Genomic DNA, 19,301 nt, shown 5'->3' with positions numbered 1-19,301 from the left:
CCCCTTGGCAGCGTCGAAGGTGTGGGAACACACGGACGCGAACGGGGCCCTTGAACGCGAGGTCGCCCGGCTTCGACCACTGGTACGACAGGTCACCGAGGTTCAGAAAGATCTCGACGCGGCCCGCACCAGCCTGCGACAGATGATCCGCGAAGAGAATCCCAAAGGCTCAGCTGAGGTCCACCCGCTACGGCACCGGCGGCTCCGGACGGTTGCGCAGTATCCGCAGGAGCCGGAAGGCACGTTCGCCAACTGGCTCCGGACCTGGACCTGGACCTCACATCGCGGTGAGGACACAGAATGGCTCGGGCCCCGCCTTCGGCAGGGCCCGAGCCACGACATCGCAGGTCAGGGAAACTCGCTCAGGAAAGGTCGTTCGCTGCGCTCGAGACCAGCGCAACGAAGCTGTCGTTCTCTTCAAGATCGCCGCCCTCGCCAGGCCACCACTCGTACGCGGTCCACTCGCCGTTCTCCCTGGCACTGTCGGCATGCAGCAGCCAATTGCCACCGCTGCCGCCGTCGTCGATTGAGATCAACAGACACCGCTTGAGTATCTTGAGGTCGTCGGCGAAGAATTCCAGGCCCGCCGACGACCAGGCTTCGAGGAGCTGGGGTTCCAGGTCAGAAAACCACCCGATCTCATCGACCTTCAGCAGATCGAGCCCGCCGATGGAGTTCCAGCCGTCGCTGGTCAGCAGGAAATTCCGGTACGTCGGCGGAAGCCGGACCCCGAGTCGGTCTTCAGCGGCCAGCACCGCTTCCTCGCTCGCCGGCTCGTAACCAAGCCATACAGCCTCCCGTTGGGCGTCACTCAGCATGAACTCTGCTCTCTGCTCCGACTCGGCCTCACGGAGATAGTTCGAGTTCAGGAACGTGGAGCTGTAGTCACTGAGGAACTCGCGCCACTCGGCGACAGTAAACGGATGGGACGCAGGCATTGGTGAACTCCTGTCACTCTTCAGGTTCTCTCTCATGCCCACCACGGTCATGCGGGGACAGCTCGGCCTGGTGCGGCCTCTGAGCGACGCCTGCCGCGATGGGCACACGTGGTGTCTACGGCGTTCAGCCACGCCCGGTTCGAGCCGGACCGATCCCCGACAAACTACGAGTTGCTGTGACGGTTGCCCGGCGGAGGTCTGGCAGTTGGATGACCTTGGGGGCGCTCGCCGAGGCCGCGTCACTGTCCCACCTCCCTGCTCAGCTGCGCTTGGAGGTGCTGCCGCGCGACCGCCAGGTCGACTCGGCCTGCTGCAACCGGACGAGGTGCCACTGTCGCACCCCTGGCTCGCATACAGATCGCCTCTTCGACCCAACCGGCAACACCCTTCGAGTCGCCTTCGATCGCGAGATCAGATGGGGGTATCAACGTCAACTCTAGGGTGAGAGTTTCGGCCCCCTCCGCTCGCGACGAGGGCAATTCCCGCCCGAGCGGAGTCGATCAGGGCAGGGCCGTTGCGCCGCGCAGGCGTTGGAAAGCTGCGCGCACCAGACCTTGCCCACCTGTGCCGATCGGGCGCCGTCGGCTGGAGTCGGTCTGATCCGCAGGACGGCACACCTCGACGCGTCCCCTGGCTTCTGCTACACGGCCGTAACCGTATCGACCTGACCATAGGTCCCTGTCATGGGCGGGTCTAGGGTCGGAGTCCTAAGGCCAGAGCGATGGGGGCAGCCAGCAATGCAGCAGGATGAGGCCGTGATCGGCTGCTCGGGGGAGTTGCTCATCGGCACGCGCGGATCCGCCGGTCCCGGCGAGATCCTGGTGCGGGTCAGAGGCGGATCCGAGACCTTCCTCGCCTGGTCACAGGAGCCACTGCCGAGGGGGACGACTGTGCTCGTGGTCGAGTCCCGTGGATGTCGTGAGGTCGACGTCATCGCGTGGGTGGATCCGTTGGACGCGTTGAGCGGCACCGCCGCCGACGCTGGCTAAGGAGAAGAAGAAGATGTTCGGTTACCGCGTTCCCGCTCCCGATCAGGCGATGTTGATCTCTGGAGGCAGGCGGGGACTGGGGGGCGCACCGTTCCGAGTAGTGACGGGACACGGCAAGTTCGTGCTCCCGGTCCTCCGCAAGACCCGCTTCCTCACGCTGTCCATGTGCGAGTCGGAGGTCACCGAGACCTGTGTCACCAAGCAGGGCATCTCGCTGCACGTCCGCGCCGTGATCGCGTTCAAGGTCGGCAACGACACCGAGAGCATCATCAACGCAGGGCAGAGGTTCCTCTCCGACCAGGATCAGATGTCGGTCCTGACCGGCCGGATCTTCGCCGGCCATCTGCGCGCCATCATCGGTTCGATGACGGTCGAGGAGATCGTCACCGAGCGGCAGAAGCTCGCCGCCGAGGTCCTGGACACCTCGAAGACCGAGATGGCGAAGATCGGCCTGATCGTGGACTCGCTGCAGATCCAGTCGATCGACGACGGCGACACCGGCTACATCGACGCGATGTCCGCGCCGCACAAGGCGGCCATCCAGCGGCAGGCCCAGATCGCGCAGGCGCAGGCCAACCAGGCCGCGGCCGAGGCGGAGCAGGTGGCGGCGCGCAACCAGGCCGAGTACGCCCGGCAGACCGCGGTGGTGCAGGCGGAGTACTCGGCCGAGGTGGACCGCGCGCAGGCAGAGGCCGCCCAGGCCGGACCGCTGGCACAGGCGCACGCCCAGCAGGAGGTGCTCGCCGCCCAGACCGAACTGGCCGAGCGCCAGGCCAGGCTGCGCCAGCAGCAGCTGGTGGCCGAGATAGTGAAGCCTGCCGAGGCCGAGGCCGAGCGGATCAAGGTGCTCGCCATCGCCGAAGCGGAGCGCATGAAGATCCAAGCCGAGGCCGCGGCTTCGCACGACCGCGTCGCACTCGATCGGATGCTGATCGACCAGCTCCCGCTGATCGTGAAAGAGGCCGCGGGAGGCCTCTCCGGTGCCAACGTCAATGTCCTGAACGGCGCCGACGGCCTCGGTGAGATCGCGGCCGGCCTGGTCGCCCAGGGCCTGACGATCCTGGACTCGGTCCGGCAGAACCTGAATGGCCAGAACGCCGACGGTCACCCGCCGCAGCAGAGCGGCAACGGCGCACTCGAACTGCAGGGAGGCCTGCGTACGCCGGAGCGTGGCACTGATGAGAACAGCGCGAGGAAGCCGGGTGATGGGCCGGTCGGCGTCGTCTAGGGGCTGTCGTTTGGATCATCGGGCGGACCGGAGGAAGATGACCGCGAGGTGGAGTCCGGCCAGGTGGATCGTGGCTGTCTTCTCGTAGCGAGTGGCGATACCGCGCCAGCCTTGAGGCGGTTGATGTACCGCTCGACGGCGTCGCGCTGCTTGTAGGTGCCTCTGTGGAAGGCGGGCGGCCTGCCACCCTGGCTGCCTCGACGCAGCCGGTGTGCGCGCTGGTCCGCGGGGACCGGAATCACCGCCCAGATGCCGCGACGACGCACATGCTCACGGATCGCGCGTGAGGAGCACGGCGGACGATTGCCCCCTCACGGCCGGCGTCGTCCCGCCCCTGCGCGGCGGCCGGAAGACCGTCGCCGTGCAGCAGTGCGAGATGCTCGCCGAGGGGACGGAACGACTCACGCAGGAAGACGTGCTCTTCCTGTCCTGGCTCCGACGGCAGCCCCGGCCCGACGAGTTCACGCAGGCGGAGACTGCCTCCCTTCGAGCGGAGTTCTTCTCCAAGGACCAGCCTTGTCTGCGTACGTCTCCCCTCCCCAAGACGTACGGCTTCGGGCTGCTCTTCGACGCCGACGGCGTGGTGTCGCTCTGCCCCATGGAATCCGAGGAGTACCAGTGCATCGTCGGGGATGCCGGGGATATCCGGGTCGTCTTGGCCATGCGCTCGGCGCGCCGCCGTTGAGCCGGCAGGCGGCTGATCCGGCGTGTGCTCGACGGGCGCACCTGGTCACCCGGCATCCCAGTCAGCCCGAACGGCTCACCGACGTGACGGACGACTGCTGACAACTGCTCAGGGACGTTTCCACACAAGCGTGTAGCGCCAGAAGAGCCGTCGTCGCGGCCGAGCACCGGGCAGGATATCCCTCGTTCTGCGCACGATGTCCTCGAAAGTCATGTCCGCCGAGCGAGTAGGAGCCGTCATGGAGACGGGCGGGGGAGAGGGGCGGCCCTTGTTCTTGAGCCATCCCATGGCGGCGTTGGCCGGGATGGCGATGAGGCCCAGGATGCGGTCCATGGGGTCCTTGGCGCGGGAGAGACCGAGGATCACCAAGGTTCCTCCCGGCGCCAGATGACGGCCGAAGCAGTCAAGCGCGTGGTCGAACGGCAGATGGTGGAGCGTTGCCACGCAGGTGATGACGTCGTAGGGACCGGCAGGGATTTCGGCTGCCGCATCCGCAACGGTGAAGGTCACGGGAAGTGCAGCCGGAGTCAGCTTCTGAGCCTGGGCAGTGATCACAGGGTCGGAATCGACAGCTACGACGGCAGTGGCACGTCTGGCGAGGAGTCGTGCGAGGTCGCCGCTGCCGGAGCCGATGTCCAGGGCGCGGCCGAAGCGCTTGGGGAGCTGCCGCCGTATCCAGCGGTGGTAGTGGGCGTTGTGATCCCAGGGGTAGGCGCGGTTGAACCGTTCGAGAGCCAGCAGGACACGAGGCGAAAGGCCCTTCATTCGCCAGTCCTCCCTGAGAGCGATCACGACGTTCATCGTAGGCGGGGGTGTCTCCGACGCAGTGCCGCTGCCAGTCGGAACCCCGGACGTTGCTCGGAATCGGACACGTGCTTCTCCACCCCCAGGCGAGGGCAGCTCGATCCACTCGTCAGCCTGTCTGCCCGGCGGGACTCCCCGAGGCCCCCGATGGCGCTCGTTCGCGCGATGGTCGCTGACGGAAGCCGTATCGGATATGGCGTTCCCGGCGCTGGAGGACCGGTCCGCGCCGCCGTAGTTTTCCGCTCATGGATCACCTGGACCACCCCGATCACCGAGATCGCCCCGATAACCGGGATGACGCGGACCACCTGCATCACCCGGACCTCCGTGCCGACCTGGACGGACTGCGGCTCCGCTACTGGCAGGCAGGGGACCATGGCTCCCCGGTTGTCCTGCTGCACGCCCTCGGGGCATCCGTCGAATTCTGGTCGCGTACCCTGCCGCGGCTCGCGGAGCACCACCGCGTCTTCGCCCTCGATCTTCCGGGATTCGGCAGGAGCGACAAGCCGAGAGTGCGCTACACGCGCGCCTTCCTCGCGGAGACCGTCTGGCGGTTCGCCGACGCCGTGGGTCTCGATCGCGTGCACCTGGTGGGGAATTCCATGGGTGGGGCTGTCTCGATGGAGTGCGCGATCCGCAGCCCGGAGCGCCTGCACAGCCTCGTCCTGGTCTGCCCGGCAGGGCTCGGCAGAGCGGTCGGTCCCGGTCCGCGGACGCTCAGCGTCCCGCACGTGGGGGAGATCCTCACCCGGCCCCACCGGGAGGCCACCAGGCGCTCCGTCCTCGGATGCGTGCACCGGCCCTCGACCGTCCCGGACGGCCTCGTGGAGGCGGCGTTTCGGCACTCCGCCGACGACGGCGCGGCACACGGACTCCTCGACACACTCCGCGCGTTCGTCCGCTACGACGGCCAGCGCATGGAGGTCGTCGACCGCTACCGGGAGGGGCTCGCGCAGATTCCCGCCCCCGTCCTCATGCTCACCGGTGAGAAGGACCGGATGATTCCAGCGGATTACCTCGACACCGTCGGCGCCTACCCGAACGTCCGGACCCACGAGTTCGCCGACTGCGGCCACTACCCCCAACTGGAAGTGCCCGACGAATTCAGCCGCGTCGTCCTGCCGTTCCTCCACCACGCCGAGGGGGTGCTCCGGGACTGACGCAGCCGCCAGGCGTGGTCGACCGGACAGGTGTCCTTGAGGTCGGTCCGGAAGCCTTGGCCGGGACGGGTGCTCTTCCAGCCCTTCACGGTCGCTGGGTACCAGCCGGGCTCCCCGCCCACCATCACGCCGGGCTTCAGCAGGAGGCTGTCGGGTGCCTGCTGAACCTGGCCGGGTGTTGGGGTGGCACGGCGAACTCCGCACGGACGAGGCCGGGTTCTTCCACCGGGCCGAGCCGTCCAGCGGGAGTGACGAACGGGCGCGTCCAGCCCCACGGTTGGCGTTGCGTCGCGGCTCCCGACCGTGAGACACGTCCGTCAGGCCGCTGGCGCGAAGTGGGGCGCGAGGAGAGACAGGGCGTCGAGGACTTGGTGCGCGCTGGGTGCGCTGTCGGGGTCGACGAGCCATTGGAGCATGAGGCCTTCACAGATCGCGATGAGCAGCGAGGGAATGGTCTCGGCGCCTGGGGGCGGGGCGATTCCCGTGTCGGTGCAGGCTCCGGCCGCCATGGTGTTCCCGGCGGGGCGTGCGTAGGTGTATCCGGCGGCCAGGCGTGCGCGCAATGCGGTGGAGCGGACTGCCGGGGGGAACGCCTCGATGTACGAGATCATCAGGGGCCGAAGTTCCTCGAAGGAGTCGATGAGGGCGACGAGGGCGGCCTCGAGTCGGGCGCGCGGTTCGTCACCGGCTGTTGCGGAGATCGCCTGGTGCATGCGCTGGGTCCAGGCGTCGACGCACTGTCCCAGGGCTGCGTCCAGCAGGGCGTCCACGCCGCCGAAGTGGTAGCCGATGGAGCCGAGGCTGGCGCCCGCCGCATCGGCGATGTCGCGGGCGGTGGTACGGGCGTAGCCCTTCTCGCGGAGGCAGATCAGTGCACCGTCGAGGAGCTTGTCGCGATGGTTCTTGGAGGCGGGTTCCTTCGGCATGCCCACGATGCTATACAAACGTGCAGCACATTTGTTCAGTACGTGCGTTCGCGCCACGCGTTGCCCGAAGGAGCCGTCGATCGTGTCTGCCTCCCTGCCTCCTGGGCCCCGTCTTCCCGCTTGGATGCAGACCGCAGCGGTCATCGCCGCCCCCAGCCGCGCCCTGCGGGCTGCCCGTCGGCGGCACGGACCGGTTTTCCGTGCGCGGTTCCTCGGGTTTCCCGATCAGGTCTTCGTGGCCACCGCGGACTACGCTCAGCTCGTCTACGCCACCGATGCCGGTGGCGGGCGGGCCGGCGAGGTGCGCCGCCAGTTCATGGACCACATGGTGGGCCAGCACTCGCTGCTCAGCCTGGACGGTGACCCATGGTGGCGGCATCGCAAGCTGCTCAGTCCGCCCCTGCACGGAAAGGCCATCTCCGGCTACGGCGAGGAGATAGCGGAGATCGCCGCCAACGACATCGCCGCGTGGCCGGTCGGCCGGGCCTTCGCTCTGCGCGACCGGATGCAGAACATCACCTTGGAGGTGATCCTGCGGCTGGTGTTCGGGATTCGCGACGCGGAACGGCTCGCCCGGCTCCGTACCTCGATCCCCGGGCTGGTCGAACTCGGCGGATCGGCTGCGATGCTGATGATGCCGCCACGGATGCGGGAATGGACGCAGCGGCCGCCGGCGTCGAGGATTCCGTTCCTGCCCTCCACGCGCTTCCTGCGCGCCCGCGACGCCGTGGACGCGATCTTGTTCGACGAGATTGCGCACCGTCGGGCCGATCCCGTTCCCGGCGCCACGGATGTCCTCTCCCGGCTGCTGGAAGCCCGCGACGAGCAAGGCCGGCCGATGAGCGACCAGGAGCTGCGCGATGAACTGCTGACGATGCTCGAAGCCGGGCACGAGACCACGGCGACTGCTCTGGCCTGGACCTTCGAGCGGCTGCTGCGCACCCCGGAGGTGCTCGACAGGCTCCGCGAGGAAGTGGACAGCGGGGAGGAGGACCGCTACCTCGAAGCGGTCGTCAAGGAAGCCTTGCGCTCACGGTCGGTGGTGTATGACGCTCCGCGGCTGCTGGACGCACCTCTGCGGCTGGGGGAGTACGAGATACCGGCCGGCTGGTTCGCCGCACCACTGATCCCGCTCATCCACCACGACACCGAGGCGTTCCCCGAGCCGGAGGAGTTCAGGCCGGAGCGGTTCCTGGGCGAGGAGGCGGCACGGGCCCAGAAGGCATGGATGCCCTTCGGCGGTGGCCGCCGGTACTGCGTAGGTGCCCAACTCGCTTTGCTGGAAATGAAAGTGATTCTCCGTCAGGTACTGAGGCGAATGGATCTGACCGCTCCCGACCCGGCGCCGGAACGGCAGCGGATGCGGCACGTCACCTTTGTGCCGGCGAAACTCACCCGCGTCATTGCCCAGCCGCGCACACCTTGAGGTCGGGGGCGCTCCGCAGGAGGTGTGGCCCGCGGTCGCAGTCGTGACGCGGATGGGCGAGTGGAGCCCGGGGCGCACCAGTGGCTGATGGATCGGTGAACAGGGTGCCCCTGCGACCGGAGCCCGCTTCGTCGGAGCCGACGACAGGAGCCGGGTCGGCTGGAACACCGTGTGCACCGTCACCGATGCCCGTCCCGGAGCCGGCGTTCATCTGGGCCGGACTCGGTCTCCCGATCGCTCGATGGTCCTTCACCTTCTCCGCAACCGAACACGGCACCCTCGTCAGCCGACGGCAGGCACGAGCCATGGGCTCTCGGTTGGTGGCACGCGCAGTTTCCGGGTCTTCGTCCCGCTCGGAGAGCTGCGACTTGAGGCCGGCGACTGTTTTCAGCCGATGGGGGACGTCGGTTCGGATTGCGTACGGACGTGGTTGAGCAGGGTGGGGAACCGGGCACGGGTGGTGCTGACCTTGCTCACCGGTGGTTGATGACTCCGCGGCAGCCTCAACGTGAGACAGAGGTCGGCCTGCGGGGCTCGACGCGATCCTCCACCGCCCTGTCGCCATCGCGTCTGACCAGGTACGCACCCTTGCCCGGAACCTCTGTCACCGCCTCCACCAGATCCGTTCCGCGGTAGACCAGACCGACTCCGTCATCGGTGCAATGAGCCGTCGGCAAGGTGCCGTCCGCGACGAGCCGGTGGATCATCGGCCGGCGCCCCTCGTCCACGTCGTAGTGCACGCCGTTGCCGTAGGGCAGGAGCCCGAGAGCGTTCGTGACCGGGCGCAGATCCGGCCCGAATGAGTCGGTCGCGCCTCCTTCGAACCAGCAGATGGACCCCGCGCTGACCCCGCTCAGCACAACGCCGGCCCTCCAGGCGCGGCGCATGATGTGGTCCAGGCCGTGAACCCGCCACACCGCCAGCAGATTGGCCACCGAGCCGCCCATGACCCAGATGACATCCTGATCGAGCACTGCCCCCTCAACGTCCTCCACATTGGGCATGGGGAACAAGTGCAATGGCGTCAGATCGAACCCGGCTATCCGTGCGGCCTCCGTCATGCGGGCCGTGAAGTGCTCGGCGTCACCGATCGCGGTGCCGACGTACATGACGCGTGGGCGCCGACCGTGCGCCCCGGAGAGGTCGACGGCGTGATGCACCAGGGCATCGAACATCACCCTGGTGCGTCCTCCGACACGGTGCCCGCCAGAGGTGGCGACGATGGTGGGTTCTGATGCCGTCATGGCTATGACCGTATCGACGCAATGGAGGGACTCCAATGCCGATTCGGAAACAGGCACTTGGCTTGCCGAACAACCTTCGCCGGGATGCTTGATCACTGGTGGACGGTTGCGGTGAGGCGTCGAAGTGCGGCGTGGGCGGGTGGGCCCCAGGTGGGCTTGCCTCCCGGGCGGCCGTGGACGCCGGCGTCTGCGATGTGGATGCCGCTGAGGGCGCGTAGAACCGCCCAACCGCGGGCGCGGCGTAGGGTCGCGGCGTCCGGGCTCGGCTGGTAGGTCTCGTGGAAGTGGTCGGTGGCGCCGTCCGGCAGCAGGATCCAGGCGGCGGCGAGGTCGCAGGCCGGGTCGCCGGCGAAGAGGTCGCCGAAGTCGATCACGCCGCAGAAGGTGCCGTTCGCGGTCAGGATGTTGGCGGGGTGCAGGTCGCCGTGGAGCCAGAGTCTTGGGCCTGCCCAGTCGGGTGCGGAGGCGGCGTCTTCCCAGACCGCGCGGACGGCGTCCGGGTCGCGAATCAGCCCCAGTTCGGTGGCCGAGGCGAGCCCTTGGGTGAAGTGGTCGGCGGTGTCGGCCAGCGGGCCCCCGCGGTTTCGGCCTGCGGGCGCCCCGTCAGGGGCGGGGTGGTGAAGGGCTGTCAGGAAGTCGGCCAGGGTGACGGCCGCCTCTGCGGTGCGCGTTGCGGGGGCACGGTCGGCGGGCTCGCCCGGTACCCAGGTGGTGACGAGCCAGGGCCGCGGAAACCGTTCGGAGGGTTCACCAAGGCGCTGCGGGACAGGGATCTGCAGCGGAAGGTGCGGGGCGAGGGTGGGCAGCCAGGCGTGTTCCTTACGCAGCAGCCCGTCCGCGGACTGTGTCGCCCAGGGCAACCGGACGGCGAGGTCGTCGCCGAGCCGCCACACTTGGTTGTCCCAGCCACGTGCACCGAGCTTCAAGGGGTGTTCCGCCAGGTCGGGGTGCTGCTCACGCAGCAGATCCCGGATCAAGTCCTCCGTGATGTCCATCTCGGTGGCTGTCATGTGGAGCAACGGTAGTTGGGTAGCGGCCTGCCTGGATTGCGGGCGAACCTGAGTCAGGTTCAGGCGTCGAACGTACATCGAACTTGGTCGGTCGTATTCGCAGTTCAGCGGATGTGAAGGCGGGCCTTCGTCCGATCCTGCACTCCGTCCCAGAATGGATCAGTGCAAAGGCGGTGATCGTGGGTTCGGTGCATCAGAGCGTTTTGCGGGATGCGTCCGCAGAAGTGTCACACGTCCGGTCGGAGCTGTACGCGTGTCCGACCGCGCGGGGCGACGCGTTGTTCGAGTTGCGCGAGGCGCTTGTGCACGGACTGGCCGGTGCGGACGCTGGTTGATCTCGCGCTCGCGGCAGCGGTCAGCGCGACGGGGGCGATCTCGGGGCGAACCTCGCCGCGGGGAGCGTGGCCGTGCGGCGAGGACGGCTTTCACCTCGCGTCACCTGGTCGTAGATTCTTGCGGGTCTGCCTGTTCTGCTCGCGCGATGCGAAAGAGGTCTCGTGTCCGTCAAACAGAATGCCGCGCTCGTGACGGGCGCCTCCCGTGGATTGGGTGCCGCCATCGCACGGCGGCTGGCGGCCGACGGGTGGCCTGTGGCGGTGAACTACCGCTCGGACGCCGATGGGGCTCATCAGGTGGTGGAGGAGATACGTGCCGATGGTGGCACTGCTGACGCCATCGCCGCGGACGTGACCGACGAGGAGGCAGTGGCCGGTCTCTCCGCGAAGATCGCCTCACGGCTGGGCCCCGTCGAAGTCCTGGTCGTCAACGCGACCGGGCCGCAACCAGAGTCGAGGGTCGAGGACCTCACGTGGCAGTCGTATCTCGACCAGCTCCGATTCTTCGTCAAGAGCCCCACGCTTCTGCTCCAGGAGATGCTCCCCGGCATGAAGGCGCTGGGCAGCGGCCGAGTGATCCAAATCGGCTCCGACGCCTTTCAGCGCGCGCTTCCGGGCACGTCCGCCTACGCCGCGGCGAAAGGCGCGCAGTGGGGACTGACTCGAGTGTGGGCGCGTGAACTCGGCCCGCACGGCATCACGGTGAACCTCGTCGCCCCTGGCTGGGTGCCGGTCGAGCGACACAGTGAGGTGTCGGCACATGACCTGCGCGGCTACGTGGCCGACGTGCCCTTGGGTCGACCTGGCCGACCGGAGGACGTCGCCGGCACCGTAGCGTTTCTCGCCTCGAACTCCGCGGAGTTCATCACAGGGGAGCGCCTTACCGTAAACGGTGGCCACACCATCGGCTGACAAGAGGGCCGAACACTGGTGGGTCGCCGTCTCCCGACACGACTCGAGCGACAGATCCGCCGACCGTCACGCCGAAGGAGACCCGCAGGAGAAGATCGCAACGAGCCTCGCAAGCGGAACGCCGGCCGGCTAGCCCGCCTTCCGCTTCCGGGCGCCTGTCGAGGTCTTGTTCGCAGTTTCTTGGCGGGCTTTTCTGCGTTCTGCCTGGACGCGCCACTGCGTGATTCCCGGCTGCGCTGCACAAGATTGCTCCAGGGCGGCCATATCGGCGCCTACGAGCCTCTCGCGCCTTCAATGCGCACCCGCCGGAGGGCGAATCAGGCGGACGGGGCCAGGGGGCGGCATGGACGACGCGCCCTCGCCCATCAAGCTCAGGAGCCGGCGAGGAATGCACCGAGGAGGGGGCCGACCTCCTCCGGGGCCTCGATCTGGGGGTAGTGGCCGACGGCGGGCGGTCCTCCGAGTTCCGCCACCGCCGCGTGCGGCATGCGTTCCCGGATACGGGCGAGGACATGAGCACCGCTGATCGGATCGGCAGGGCCCCACACGAAGAGGGCCGGACCCCCGTAGCCCTCCAGGGCCGAGACCCATCGGGTCTGGTGCATGCGTCGCTCGTCGATGTAGCGCAGCAGCTGCGGAGCCAGCAACTGGCCCCGGTTGAGGGCGATGCCGTGCCACATCTCGTGCAGCGCGCGGTCCGTGACCGGCCTGCCCAGGATCCGGCGCATCGAGGCGCGGAAGCCACGCTCGCTGATCGCGTGGGCGAGCAGCGGTCCCATCGGCCCGTGGAGCAGCCGCTGGATGCGGATCGGCCGGTGCAGATCGGCGTAGAGGCCCCGTTCAGCCAGGCAGTCCGGGTGATCCGGTGGGGGCTCCGCGCGAGCAGCTCCTGGGCCACGCTCACTCCGTAGTCGTGGGCGACCAGCGCGGTGTCACCGATGCCCAGCCGGCGCCAGAGGTCCTCCACCAGATCGGCCTGCTCCAGCAGCGAATAGCGGTGCCTGCGCGGCTTGTCGCTGTAGCCGAAACCGAGGAGGTCGAAGGTGGTGACCCTCAATCCGAGCCTCGTCAGCCCGGGCACGAGCGGCGACCAGTCGTGGGAGGAGGTGGGGAACCCGTGCACGAGCGTCACCGGTGCGCCATGGGCCGGCCCGTCCTGCCGGACGAAGAGCGTATGGATACCCGTACGTCCGCGAACGGCGGCCCGTGTGCCCCCGGCGAACCACTGGGCGCCGGTGGGCAGGGCGCTGCCGGGCACTAGTCATCCCCCTTCAGGCGGGCGATGCCGTCCAGGAGACACCGCAGGCCGAAGTCGAACTCCTCGTCCCCGTCCGGTCCGCCGAGGAGGGCGGAATGTTCGGTGACCAGCGGATAGCGTCCGGCGGGAAGTGAGGCGAACAGGCCGGCCATCGCCGAGCGTTGCTCGGCCGTGCGCGCCGCGCCACCGCTGTCCAGAAGCACGGCCCCGACCACGAAATGGGTGATGGTGAGGTAGATCCGCACCGCCTGCCCGGGCGGCCACCCCGCATCCGTGAGCAACCGCAGTCCGTGTTCGCGGGCGCGCAGGGCGTTCGGGCCGAGGAGCTGACCCCTGGTCATCAGGGGGACCAACGCGTGGTGCGCACTCAGTACACGCCGGTACTCCCGGGCGCCGGCCTCGGTGCGGGCGCGCCAGTCCGGGCCGGGCCCGGGGAGGCGGACCTCGCCCAGCATGTGATCGACCAGCTCCACGAACAGTTCGTCGCGACTGGCCACGTGCCGGTACAGAGAGGTGTGCCTGACGTTCATCCGGTCGGCCACCGCACGCATGGTCAGCGCGTCGAGGCCGTCGCTGTCGGCGATCGCCAACGCGACATCCATGATCGCGCCCAGGGCCAGCCCGCCGGGCCGGGGCCGCTGGCGTGCCCGGGTTTCATAGCGCTCCTTCCACCAGGCGGCCGAGCCGATCGCGGGATCCCTGCCACCGGTCGCAGCGGCCGCCGCGGGGCGCTCCGGCGTCACCTCGATTCCGGCCGCCGCGGCCTCGGGTGCTGCCTGCTCCCACTCCTGAGGGCCTGTCACGCGAACAGTTCCGGGTCGGTGCGGACGATGTCGTCCCAGAGCGGCTGGAAGGAGAACCACCCCGCGAGCGGGAATCCGGTCTGCTTCCGCGTGTAGCGGGCGGCCTCCGGACTGATCAGCTGGGGTGTTCCGGCCGCCTCGGCCAGCAACTGCGCCTGAGCGTTGCGCTCCATGCTGATGAACCACCACGCGGCCTCCTCGACGGACTCACCGACGGTGAAGATCCCGTGGTTCTGATGGATCGCTGCCCGCTTGTCGCCCAGCCCCTTTGCCAGCAGCTCGCCGGCCTCCTCCTCGAGGACCACCCCTCCGGCCCCGTCGCGCACCACGACGTGGTTCTCGTACAGGGCGCAGGCGTCCTGAGTGATCGGATCCAGTAGCCGGCCGAGACTCGACCACGCCTTGCCGTGTACGGCGTGGGCGTGGCACGCGGCGACCACGTCGGGGCGTGCCCGGTGAATAGCGGAGTGAATGACGAAGCCGGCCTTGTTGACCGGGCGTCGCCCATGTCGCACCACGCCCTGATGATCCACCATGATCAGATCGGAGACCGTGACGTGCCGGAAGGACATTCCGAAGGGATTGACCCAGAACAAGTCGGGGAACTCCGGGTCTCGCACGGTGATGTGCCCGGCGACGCCTTCGGCGAAGCCGAGCCGCCCGAAGATGCGACAGGCGCCGGCCAGCCGCTGCTTGCGGTGCTCACGCTCCTCCCGAGGATCGTCGAACCGGGGAGGCAGAGCGAACTCGAGGTCTTCCTGCGCCGGAAGGAAAGCGTTCGCGGTGTCGGTCACGTCAGAGGCCCCCTACGGTCGTCGTTGGCTGCACGTCGCAACAGGTATGCGTCCAGTGGACGCATGGTAAGCGTCCACTGGACGCACCACAATCATGCAGCAGCGGGAGCCGGGGGACTGGGACGGACCACGCGCCGCCCTGGACGCCCTCGAGGCGTCAACTCACCTAGCGCATGCTGCCTTTCGACCGCACTCTTGACGCGGGCTGCCGTCGTCCGGCTGATTCAGCCGCACGGGAGATCCCCACGGCTGACCATTCAGGTCATCGCATTCACGCCGTCGCGATGGTTGCGCCGGATCGCGGTCCCAGCTCGGCCTCAGGCATGCCGGCAGCCCATCGGGGCAGCGGGATCTGCGGCAGGGGCGGGGCGCTCGCCCCGGGTGATGGCTGGCTGACCGCATTGGCGCTCGCCGCATACAAGGCGACCGGCAAGCTTCACGCACCGCGGATGCCGACCAGCTAGCCCGTTTGTGTGCAGTCCTGCGGGGCGAACTTCCCGCAGCCCTCGATCGCCTCTCTGCCGCAGGTGTCATCGCGGCTTGGTCGGCTGACCCTGCCGGCGATGAGCTCCACTGGCAGATGCTCGGCGACATTCCCCTGACGACTCCGTTTGCCCCAGAGCGGCGGCGATCGCGCATCGCGTTAGGGATCCATCAAGGGCCCCGGACGGTGTCATCAGGAAGGCGTTAAGGGCGCGATTACTCGCCAGTACGGCTGGTTTTCTTCGTTAGGCGCCAGCGGTCCGCAGGCGTCATGCATGTCTCATTGATCCCTAGGAGCACACGGTGGCCGACGTGGCCTTCGTCGTCACCACGATCGCGGTCTTCGCGCTGGTGGCGCTCATCGCCAAGGGGGTGGCGAAGCTGTGACTGCCGAGAACATCGTCGGGCTGGTCGTAGCCGTAGCCCTGCTTGGATACCTGGTCCTCGCTCTCGTCTTCCCGGAGAGGTTCTGAGCGCTATGAGCCCCGTCCTCTCCGGTGTGCTCCAGTTGCTCGCGCTCATAGCGGCGCTCGCGCTGGCATACCGTCCGCTCGGTGACTACATGGCCGGTGTCTACGGCTCCGGCCGACACCTGCGTGTCGAGAAGTGGATGTACCGCGCCATCGGTGCCAACCCGGACGCCGGGATGCGCTGGCCGGCGTATCTGCGCGGCGTCCTCGCCTTCTCGGCCGTCGGCGTGCTGTTCCTCTACGGCCTGCAGCGGCTCCAGGGCGTACTGCCCGGGTCGCTCGGCTTCGTCTCGATCGACCCGGACCAGGCGTTCAACACGGCCGCCTCGTTCGTCTCCAACACCAACTGGCAGTCGTACTACGGCGAGCAGGCCATGGGCCACGTCGTGCAGACCGGCGGCCTCGCGGTGCAGAACTTCCTGTCCGCGGCGGTGGGCATGGCGGTCGCCGTCGCGCTCGTGCGCGGCTTCGCCCGTTCCCGTACCGGTGAACTCGGCAACTTCTGGGCCGACTTGGTGCGCGGTGTCGTACGGATTCTGATCCCGATTTCGATCATCGGCGCGATCGTCCTCATCACGACCGGAGCGATCCAGAACTTCGCGGGCATCCACGAGGTGGGCACGCTCACCGGTGGAACCCAGCAGGTCAACGGTGGAGCCGTGGCCTCCCAGGAGGCCATCAAGGAACTGGGCACCAACGGCGGCGGCTACTTCAACGCCAACTCGTCCCACCCGTTCGAGAACCCGAACGCCTTCAGCAACCTCTTCGAGATCTTCCTCATCCTGCTCATCCCGTTCGCGCTGACCCGCACCTTCGGGCGCATGGTCGGCAGCGTCAAGCAGGGCTACGCGATCCTCGCCACGATGGCCACGATCTGGCTGGCCTTCACGGGCCTGATGATGTGGACCGAGTTCCACCACGGTGGCCCGGCGCTCGAGGCCGCGGGCGGCGCCATGGAAGGCAAGGAGCAGCGTTTCGGCATCGGTGCCTCGTCGATCTTCGCGGTCAGTACGACGCTGACCTCGACGGGGGCGGTGGACTCCTTCCACTCCTCGTTCACCGGCTTCGGGGGCGGCATCACGATGCTGGGGATGATGCTCGGTGAGATCGCCCCCGGTGGTGTGGGGTCAGGGCTGTACGGCATGCTGATCATGGCCGTCATCGCGGTGTTCATCGCGGGCCTGATGGTCGGTCGTACGCCCGAGTACCTCGGCAAGAAGCTCGGCACCCGGGAGATCAAGCTCGCGGCCTGCTACATCCTCGTCACGCCGGCCCTGGTGCTCATCTTCACCGCGTTGTCGATGGCGCTGCCGACGCCACCGGACTCGATCTACAACACCGCGCAGAACGCGGTCGGCGGCAGCGGCGCGCACGGTTTCTCCGACGTGCTGTACGCGTTCACCTCCGGCGCCAACAACAACGGTTCGGCCTTCGCAGGCCTGAATGCCGACACGCAGTGGTTCAACACCACGATCGGTCTTGCCATGCTGCTCGGCCGGTTCGTGCCGATCGTCTTCGTCCTGGCGCTGGCGGGTTCGCTCGCCGAGCAGAAGCCGGTGCCGGAGACCGCGGGCACCCTGCGGACCGAGAAGCCGCTGTTCGCGGGGCTGTTGGTCGGCACGATCATCATCATCACGGGTCTGACCTACTTCCCGGCGCTGGCCCTCGGGCCGGTGGCTGAAGGGCTGGCGTCATGACCACGCATGTGAGGAAGCACGAGGACTCCATGTCCACCGCCACCCCGACACCCGCTCCGCATCAGGACGCGCCGACCGGGCACAGGACCGGCCGTGTGGGCGGCGGCCTGTTCGAACCCAAGCAGTTGTTCAGGTCCCTGCCCGACGCGTTCCGCAAGCTCCACCCGCGCGTGATGGTCAAGTCGCCCGTCATGTTCGTGGTCGAGATCGGCTCGGTGGTCACCACCGTGCTGGCGGTGAAGGACCCGGGTGACTGGTTCGGCTGGGTCATCGCCGCCTGGCTCTGGCTCACGGTGGTCTTCGCCAACCTGGCGGAGGCTGTCGCCGAGGGGCGCGGCAAGGCGCAGGCCGACACCCTGCGCAAGGCCAAGACCGACACCGTCGCGCGCCGTCTCGCCGATGGCGTCGAGGAGCGGGTGCCGGGCACCGACCTGCGGATCGGCGACCTGGTCGTCTGCGAGGCGGGCGACATCGTTCCCGGCGACGGTGACGTCGTCGAGGGCGTCGCCTCGGTGGACGAGTCGGCCATCACGGGTGAATCGGCCCCGGTCATCCGGGAGTCCGGCGGTGACCGGTCGGCGGTGACCGGCGGGACGAAGGTGCTCTCCGACCGCATCGTCATCAAGATCACGGCGAAGCCGGGCGAGACGTTCATCGACCGCATGATCGCCCTGGTCGAGGGTGCGGCACGGCAGAAGACGCCTAACGAGATCGCGCTGAACATCCTTCTCGCGTCCCTCACCATCGTCTTCCTGCTGGCCGTGGTCACCCTCCAGCCCTTCGCGATATACGCGGGGGCCGAGCAGTCGCTGATCGTGCTGACCGCCCTGCTGGTCTGCCTGATCCCCACCACCATCGGCGCCCTGCTCTCCGCGATCGGCATCGCGGGCATGGACCGGCTCGTCCAGCGCAATGTGCTGGCGATGTCCGGCAGGGCGGTCGAGGCCGCGGGCGACGTGTCCACGCTGCTGCTCGACAAGACCGGCACGATCACGCTCGGCAACCGCCAGGCGTCCGAATTCGTCGCGGTCCAGGGCGTTTCCGAGGCAGACCTGGCGGATGCGGCTCAGCTCTCCTCGCTGGCCGACGAGACCCCCGAGGGCCGCTCGATCGTCGTCCTCGCCAAGGAGAAGTACGGCCTTCGGGCGCGCGATGAGGGCGAGTTGGGCCACGCCGAGTTCGTCCCCTTCACCGCCCAGACCCGGATGTCGGGTGTGGACCTCGTCGAGAACGGGGCCGGGCGCAAGGTCCGCAAGGGCGCCAGCGGTTCGGTCATCACGTGGGTCCAGGAGCGCGGCGGCACCGTCGCGGACGACGCCGACCGGCTCGCCAACGGGATCTCGGAGGCCGGCGGCACGCCGCTGCTGGTGGCCGTGGAGGACGCGGAGGGTGCACGGATTCTCGGTGTCATCCACCTCAAGGACGTCGTCAAGGACGGCATGCGGGAGCGGTTCGACGAGCTGCGCCGCATGGGCATCAAGACGGTCATGATCACGGGCGACAACCCGCTGACCGCCAGGGCCATCGCGGACGAGGCGGGCGTGGACGACTTCCTCGCCGAGGCCACGCCCGAGGACAAGATGGCGCTGATCAAGCGCGAGCAGGCGGGCGGCAAGCTTGTCGCGATGACGGGTGACGGGACGAATGACGCTCCGGCGCTTGCGCAGGCGGATGTCGGCGTGGCGATGAACACCGGTACCTCGGCCGCCAAGGAGGCCGGGAACATGGTGGACCTGGACTCCAACCCGACCAAGCTCATCGAGATCGTCGAGATCGGAAAGCAACTCCTCATCACCCGGGGCGCGTTGACGACGTTCTCGATCGCCAACGACGTCGCGAAGTACTTCGCGATCATCCCGGCGATGTTCGCGGTGGCCTACCCGAGCCTGGACAAGCTCAACGTCATGGGCCTGGCCTCGCCGGAGTCGGCGATCCTCTCCGCGGTCGTCTTCAACGCGCTGATCATCATCGCCCTCGTCCCGCTCGCCCTGAAGGGCGTGCAGTACCGGCCGGTCAGCGCCGACAGGATGCTCCGCCGAAACCTCGCGATCTACGGCCTCGGCGGCCTGATCGCACCCTTCATCGGCATCAAACTCATCGACCTGCTCATCTCCCTCATCCCAGGCATCGGGTAACGGC

General features: G+C 68.2%; 17 protein-coding genes and 1 pseudogene. 9 read left to right on the top strand and 9 right to left on the bottom strand.

Features of this window, described 5'->3' with window-relative positions; genetic code table 11:
• Window positions 1-362: 362 nt before the first annotated feature.
• Entirely contained in the window at window positions 363-974 is a 612-nt protein-coding gene (locus tag ACGFNH_RS30900; protein WP_393659380.1) for an SMI1/KNR4 family protein, read from the bottom strand.
• A gap of 701 nt (window positions 975-1,675) precedes the next feature.
• Here ACGFNH_RS30900 and ACGFNH_RS30895 point away from each other — a divergent pair.
• Together ACGFNH_RS30895 and ACGFNH_RS30890 are read left to right on the top strand one after the other, a co-directional pair.
• A complete protein-coding gene (locus tag ACGFNH_RS30895; protein WP_393659378.1) occupies window positions 1,676-1,927 on the top strand; it encodes a hypothetical protein in 252 nt (83 codons plus the stop codon).
• Between the two features lie 13 nt (window positions 1,928-1,940).
• Window positions 1,941-3,155, top strand: coding sequence for a flotillin family protein (locus ACGFNH_RS30890; RefSeq protein ID WP_393659376.1), 1,215 nt, complete (start codon window positions 1,941-1,943; stop codon window positions 3,153-3,155).
• Window positions 3,156-3,170: 15 nt separating this feature from the next.
• On the opposite strand, the pseudogene ACGFNH_RS30885 reads toward ACGFNH_RS30890, so the two are convergent.
• Window positions 3,171-3,445: pseudogene (locus ACGFNH_RS30885) on the bottom strand (IS5/IS1182 family transposase); the annotation flags it as partial.
• Between ACGFNH_RS30885 and ACGFNH_RS30880 the strand changes: the two are divergent.
• Complete coding sequence (locus tag ACGFNH_RS30880; protein ID WP_393659374.1) at window positions 3,367-3,840, top strand: DUF6157 family protein; 474 nt, start codon at window positions 3,367-3,369, stop codon at window positions 3,838-3,840. The pseudogene ACGFNH_RS30885 and the gene ACGFNH_RS30880 overlap by 79 nt on opposite strands.
• Before the next feature lie 108 nt (window positions 3,841-3,948).
• Here the strand turns inward: ACGFNH_RS30880 and ACGFNH_RS30875 are convergent, their stop codons facing one another.
• A complete protein-coding gene (locus tag ACGFNH_RS30875) occupies window positions 3,949-4,605 on the bottom strand; it encodes a class I SAM-dependent methyltransferase (protein WP_393659432.1) in 657 nt (218 codons plus the stop codon).
• 284 nt (window positions 4,606-4,889) lie between these two features.
• Between ACGFNH_RS30875 and ACGFNH_RS30870 the strand changes: the two genes are divergently transcribed.
• Window positions 4,890-5,804 (top strand): alpha/beta fold hydrolase, encoded by a 915-nt coding sequence (locus ACGFNH_RS30870; RefSeq protein ID WP_393659373.1) that lies wholly within the window; start codon window positions 4,890-4,892, stop codon window positions 5,802-5,804.
• Between the two features lie 317 nt (window positions 5,805-6,121).
• Here the strand turns inward: ACGFNH_RS30870 and ACGFNH_RS30865 are convergent, their stop codons facing one another.
• Entirely contained in the window at window positions 6,122-6,730 is a 609-nt protein-coding gene (locus tag ACGFNH_RS30865; RefSeq protein ID WP_393659371.1) for a TetR/AcrR family transcriptional regulator, read from the bottom strand.
• Window positions 6,731-6,812: 82 nt separating this feature from the next.
• On the opposite strand from ACGFNH_RS30865, the gene ACGFNH_RS30860 reads away from it, so the two are divergent.
• A complete protein-coding gene (locus ACGFNH_RS30860; RefSeq protein ID WP_393659430.1) occupies window positions 6,813-8,156 on the top strand; it encodes a cytochrome P450 in 1,344 nt (447 codons plus the stop codon).
• A gap of 503 nt (window positions 8,157-8,659) precedes the next feature.
• On the opposite strand, the gene ACGFNH_RS30855 is transcribed toward ACGFNH_RS30860, so the two are convergent.
• On the bottom strand, window positions 8,660-9,400 hold the full coding sequence (locus tag ACGFNH_RS30855; protein ID WP_393659428.1) for a Type 1 glutamine amidotransferase-like domain-containing protein: 741 nt from the start codon (window positions 9,398-9,400) through the stop codon (window positions 8,660-8,662).
• A 92-nt stretch (window positions 9,401-9,492) separates the two neighbouring features.
• Window positions 9,493-10,410, bottom strand: a complete 918-nt coding sequence (locus tag ACGFNH_RS30850; RefSeq protein WP_393659369.1) for an aminoglycoside phosphotransferase family protein — start codon at window positions 10,408-10,410, stop codon at window positions 9,493-9,495.
• 497 nt (window positions 10,411-10,907) lie between these two features.
• Here ACGFNH_RS30850 and ACGFNH_RS30845 point away from each other — a divergent pair, with 497 nt between their 5' ends.
• The gene (locus ACGFNH_RS30845) at window positions 10,908-11,657 is read left to right on the top strand and encodes an SDR family oxidoreductase (RefSeq protein WP_393659367.1); all 750 of its coding nucleotides are present in this window, start codon (window positions 10,908-10,910) and stop codon (window positions 11,655-11,657) included.
• Here the strand turns inward: ACGFNH_RS30845 and ACGFNH_RS30840 are convergent.
• The 3 genes from ACGFNH_RS30840 to ACGFNH_RS30830 form a co-directional block, all read right to left on the bottom strand.
• Window positions 11,626-12,738 carry an alpha/beta fold hydrolase gene (locus tag ACGFNH_RS30840; protein ID WP_393659426.1) on the bottom strand — a complete coding sequence of 371 codons (1,113 nt, stop codon included), beginning with the start codon at window positions 12,736-12,738 and terminating at the stop codon, window positions 11,626-11,628. The genes ACGFNH_RS30845 and ACGFNH_RS30840 overlap by 32 nt on opposite strands.
• Window positions 12,739-12,914: 176 nt before the next feature.
• Window positions 12,915-13,718, bottom strand: a complete 804-nt coding sequence (locus tag ACGFNH_RS30835; protein ID WP_393659365.1) for a TetR/AcrR family transcriptional regulator — start codon at window positions 13,716-13,718, stop codon at window positions 12,915-12,917.
• A complete protein-coding gene (locus ACGFNH_RS30830) occupies window positions 13,715-14,512 on the bottom strand; it encodes a class II aldolase/adducin family protein (RefSeq protein ID WP_393659363.1) in 798 nt (265 codons plus the stop codon). The genes ACGFNH_RS30835 and ACGFNH_RS30830 overlap by 4 nt, the downstream gene beginning before the upstream one ends.
• Window positions 14,513-15,378: 866 nt before the next feature.
• Here ACGFNH_RS30830 and kdpF point away from each other — a divergent pair.
• The 3 genes from kdpF to kdpB are packed head-to-tail and all read left to right on the top strand — an operon-like array spanning window position 15,379 to window position 19,297.
• Window positions 15,379-15,468, top strand: coding sequence for a K(+)-transporting ATPase subunit F (gene kdpF / locus ACGFNH_RS30825; protein WP_033264828.1), 90 nt, complete (start codon window positions 15,379-15,381; stop codon window positions 15,466-15,468).
• A gap of 5 nt (window positions 15,469-15,473) precedes the next feature.
• The gene (gene kdpA / locus ACGFNH_RS30820; RefSeq protein ID WP_393659361.1) at window positions 15,474-17,162 is read left to right on the top strand and encodes a potassium-transporting ATPase subunit KdpA; all 1,689 of its coding nucleotides are present in this window, start codon (window positions 15,474-15,476) and stop codon (window positions 17,160-17,162) included.
• Entirely contained in the window at window positions 17,159-19,297 is a 2,139-nt protein-coding gene (kdpB, locus tag ACGFNH_RS30815; protein ID WP_393659359.1) for a potassium-transporting ATPase subunit KdpB, read from the top strand. The genes kdpA and kdpB overlap by 4 nt, the downstream gene beginning before the upstream one ends.
• Window positions 19,298-19,301 lie beyond the last annotated feature (4 nt).

The organism is Streptomyces sp. NPDC048639, from assembly GCF_043199075.1.
GTDB lineage: Bacteria > Actinomycetota > Actinomycetes > Streptomycetales > Streptomycetaceae > Streptomyces.
This window is presented reverse-complemented; position numbering and strand designations above follow the sequence as displayed.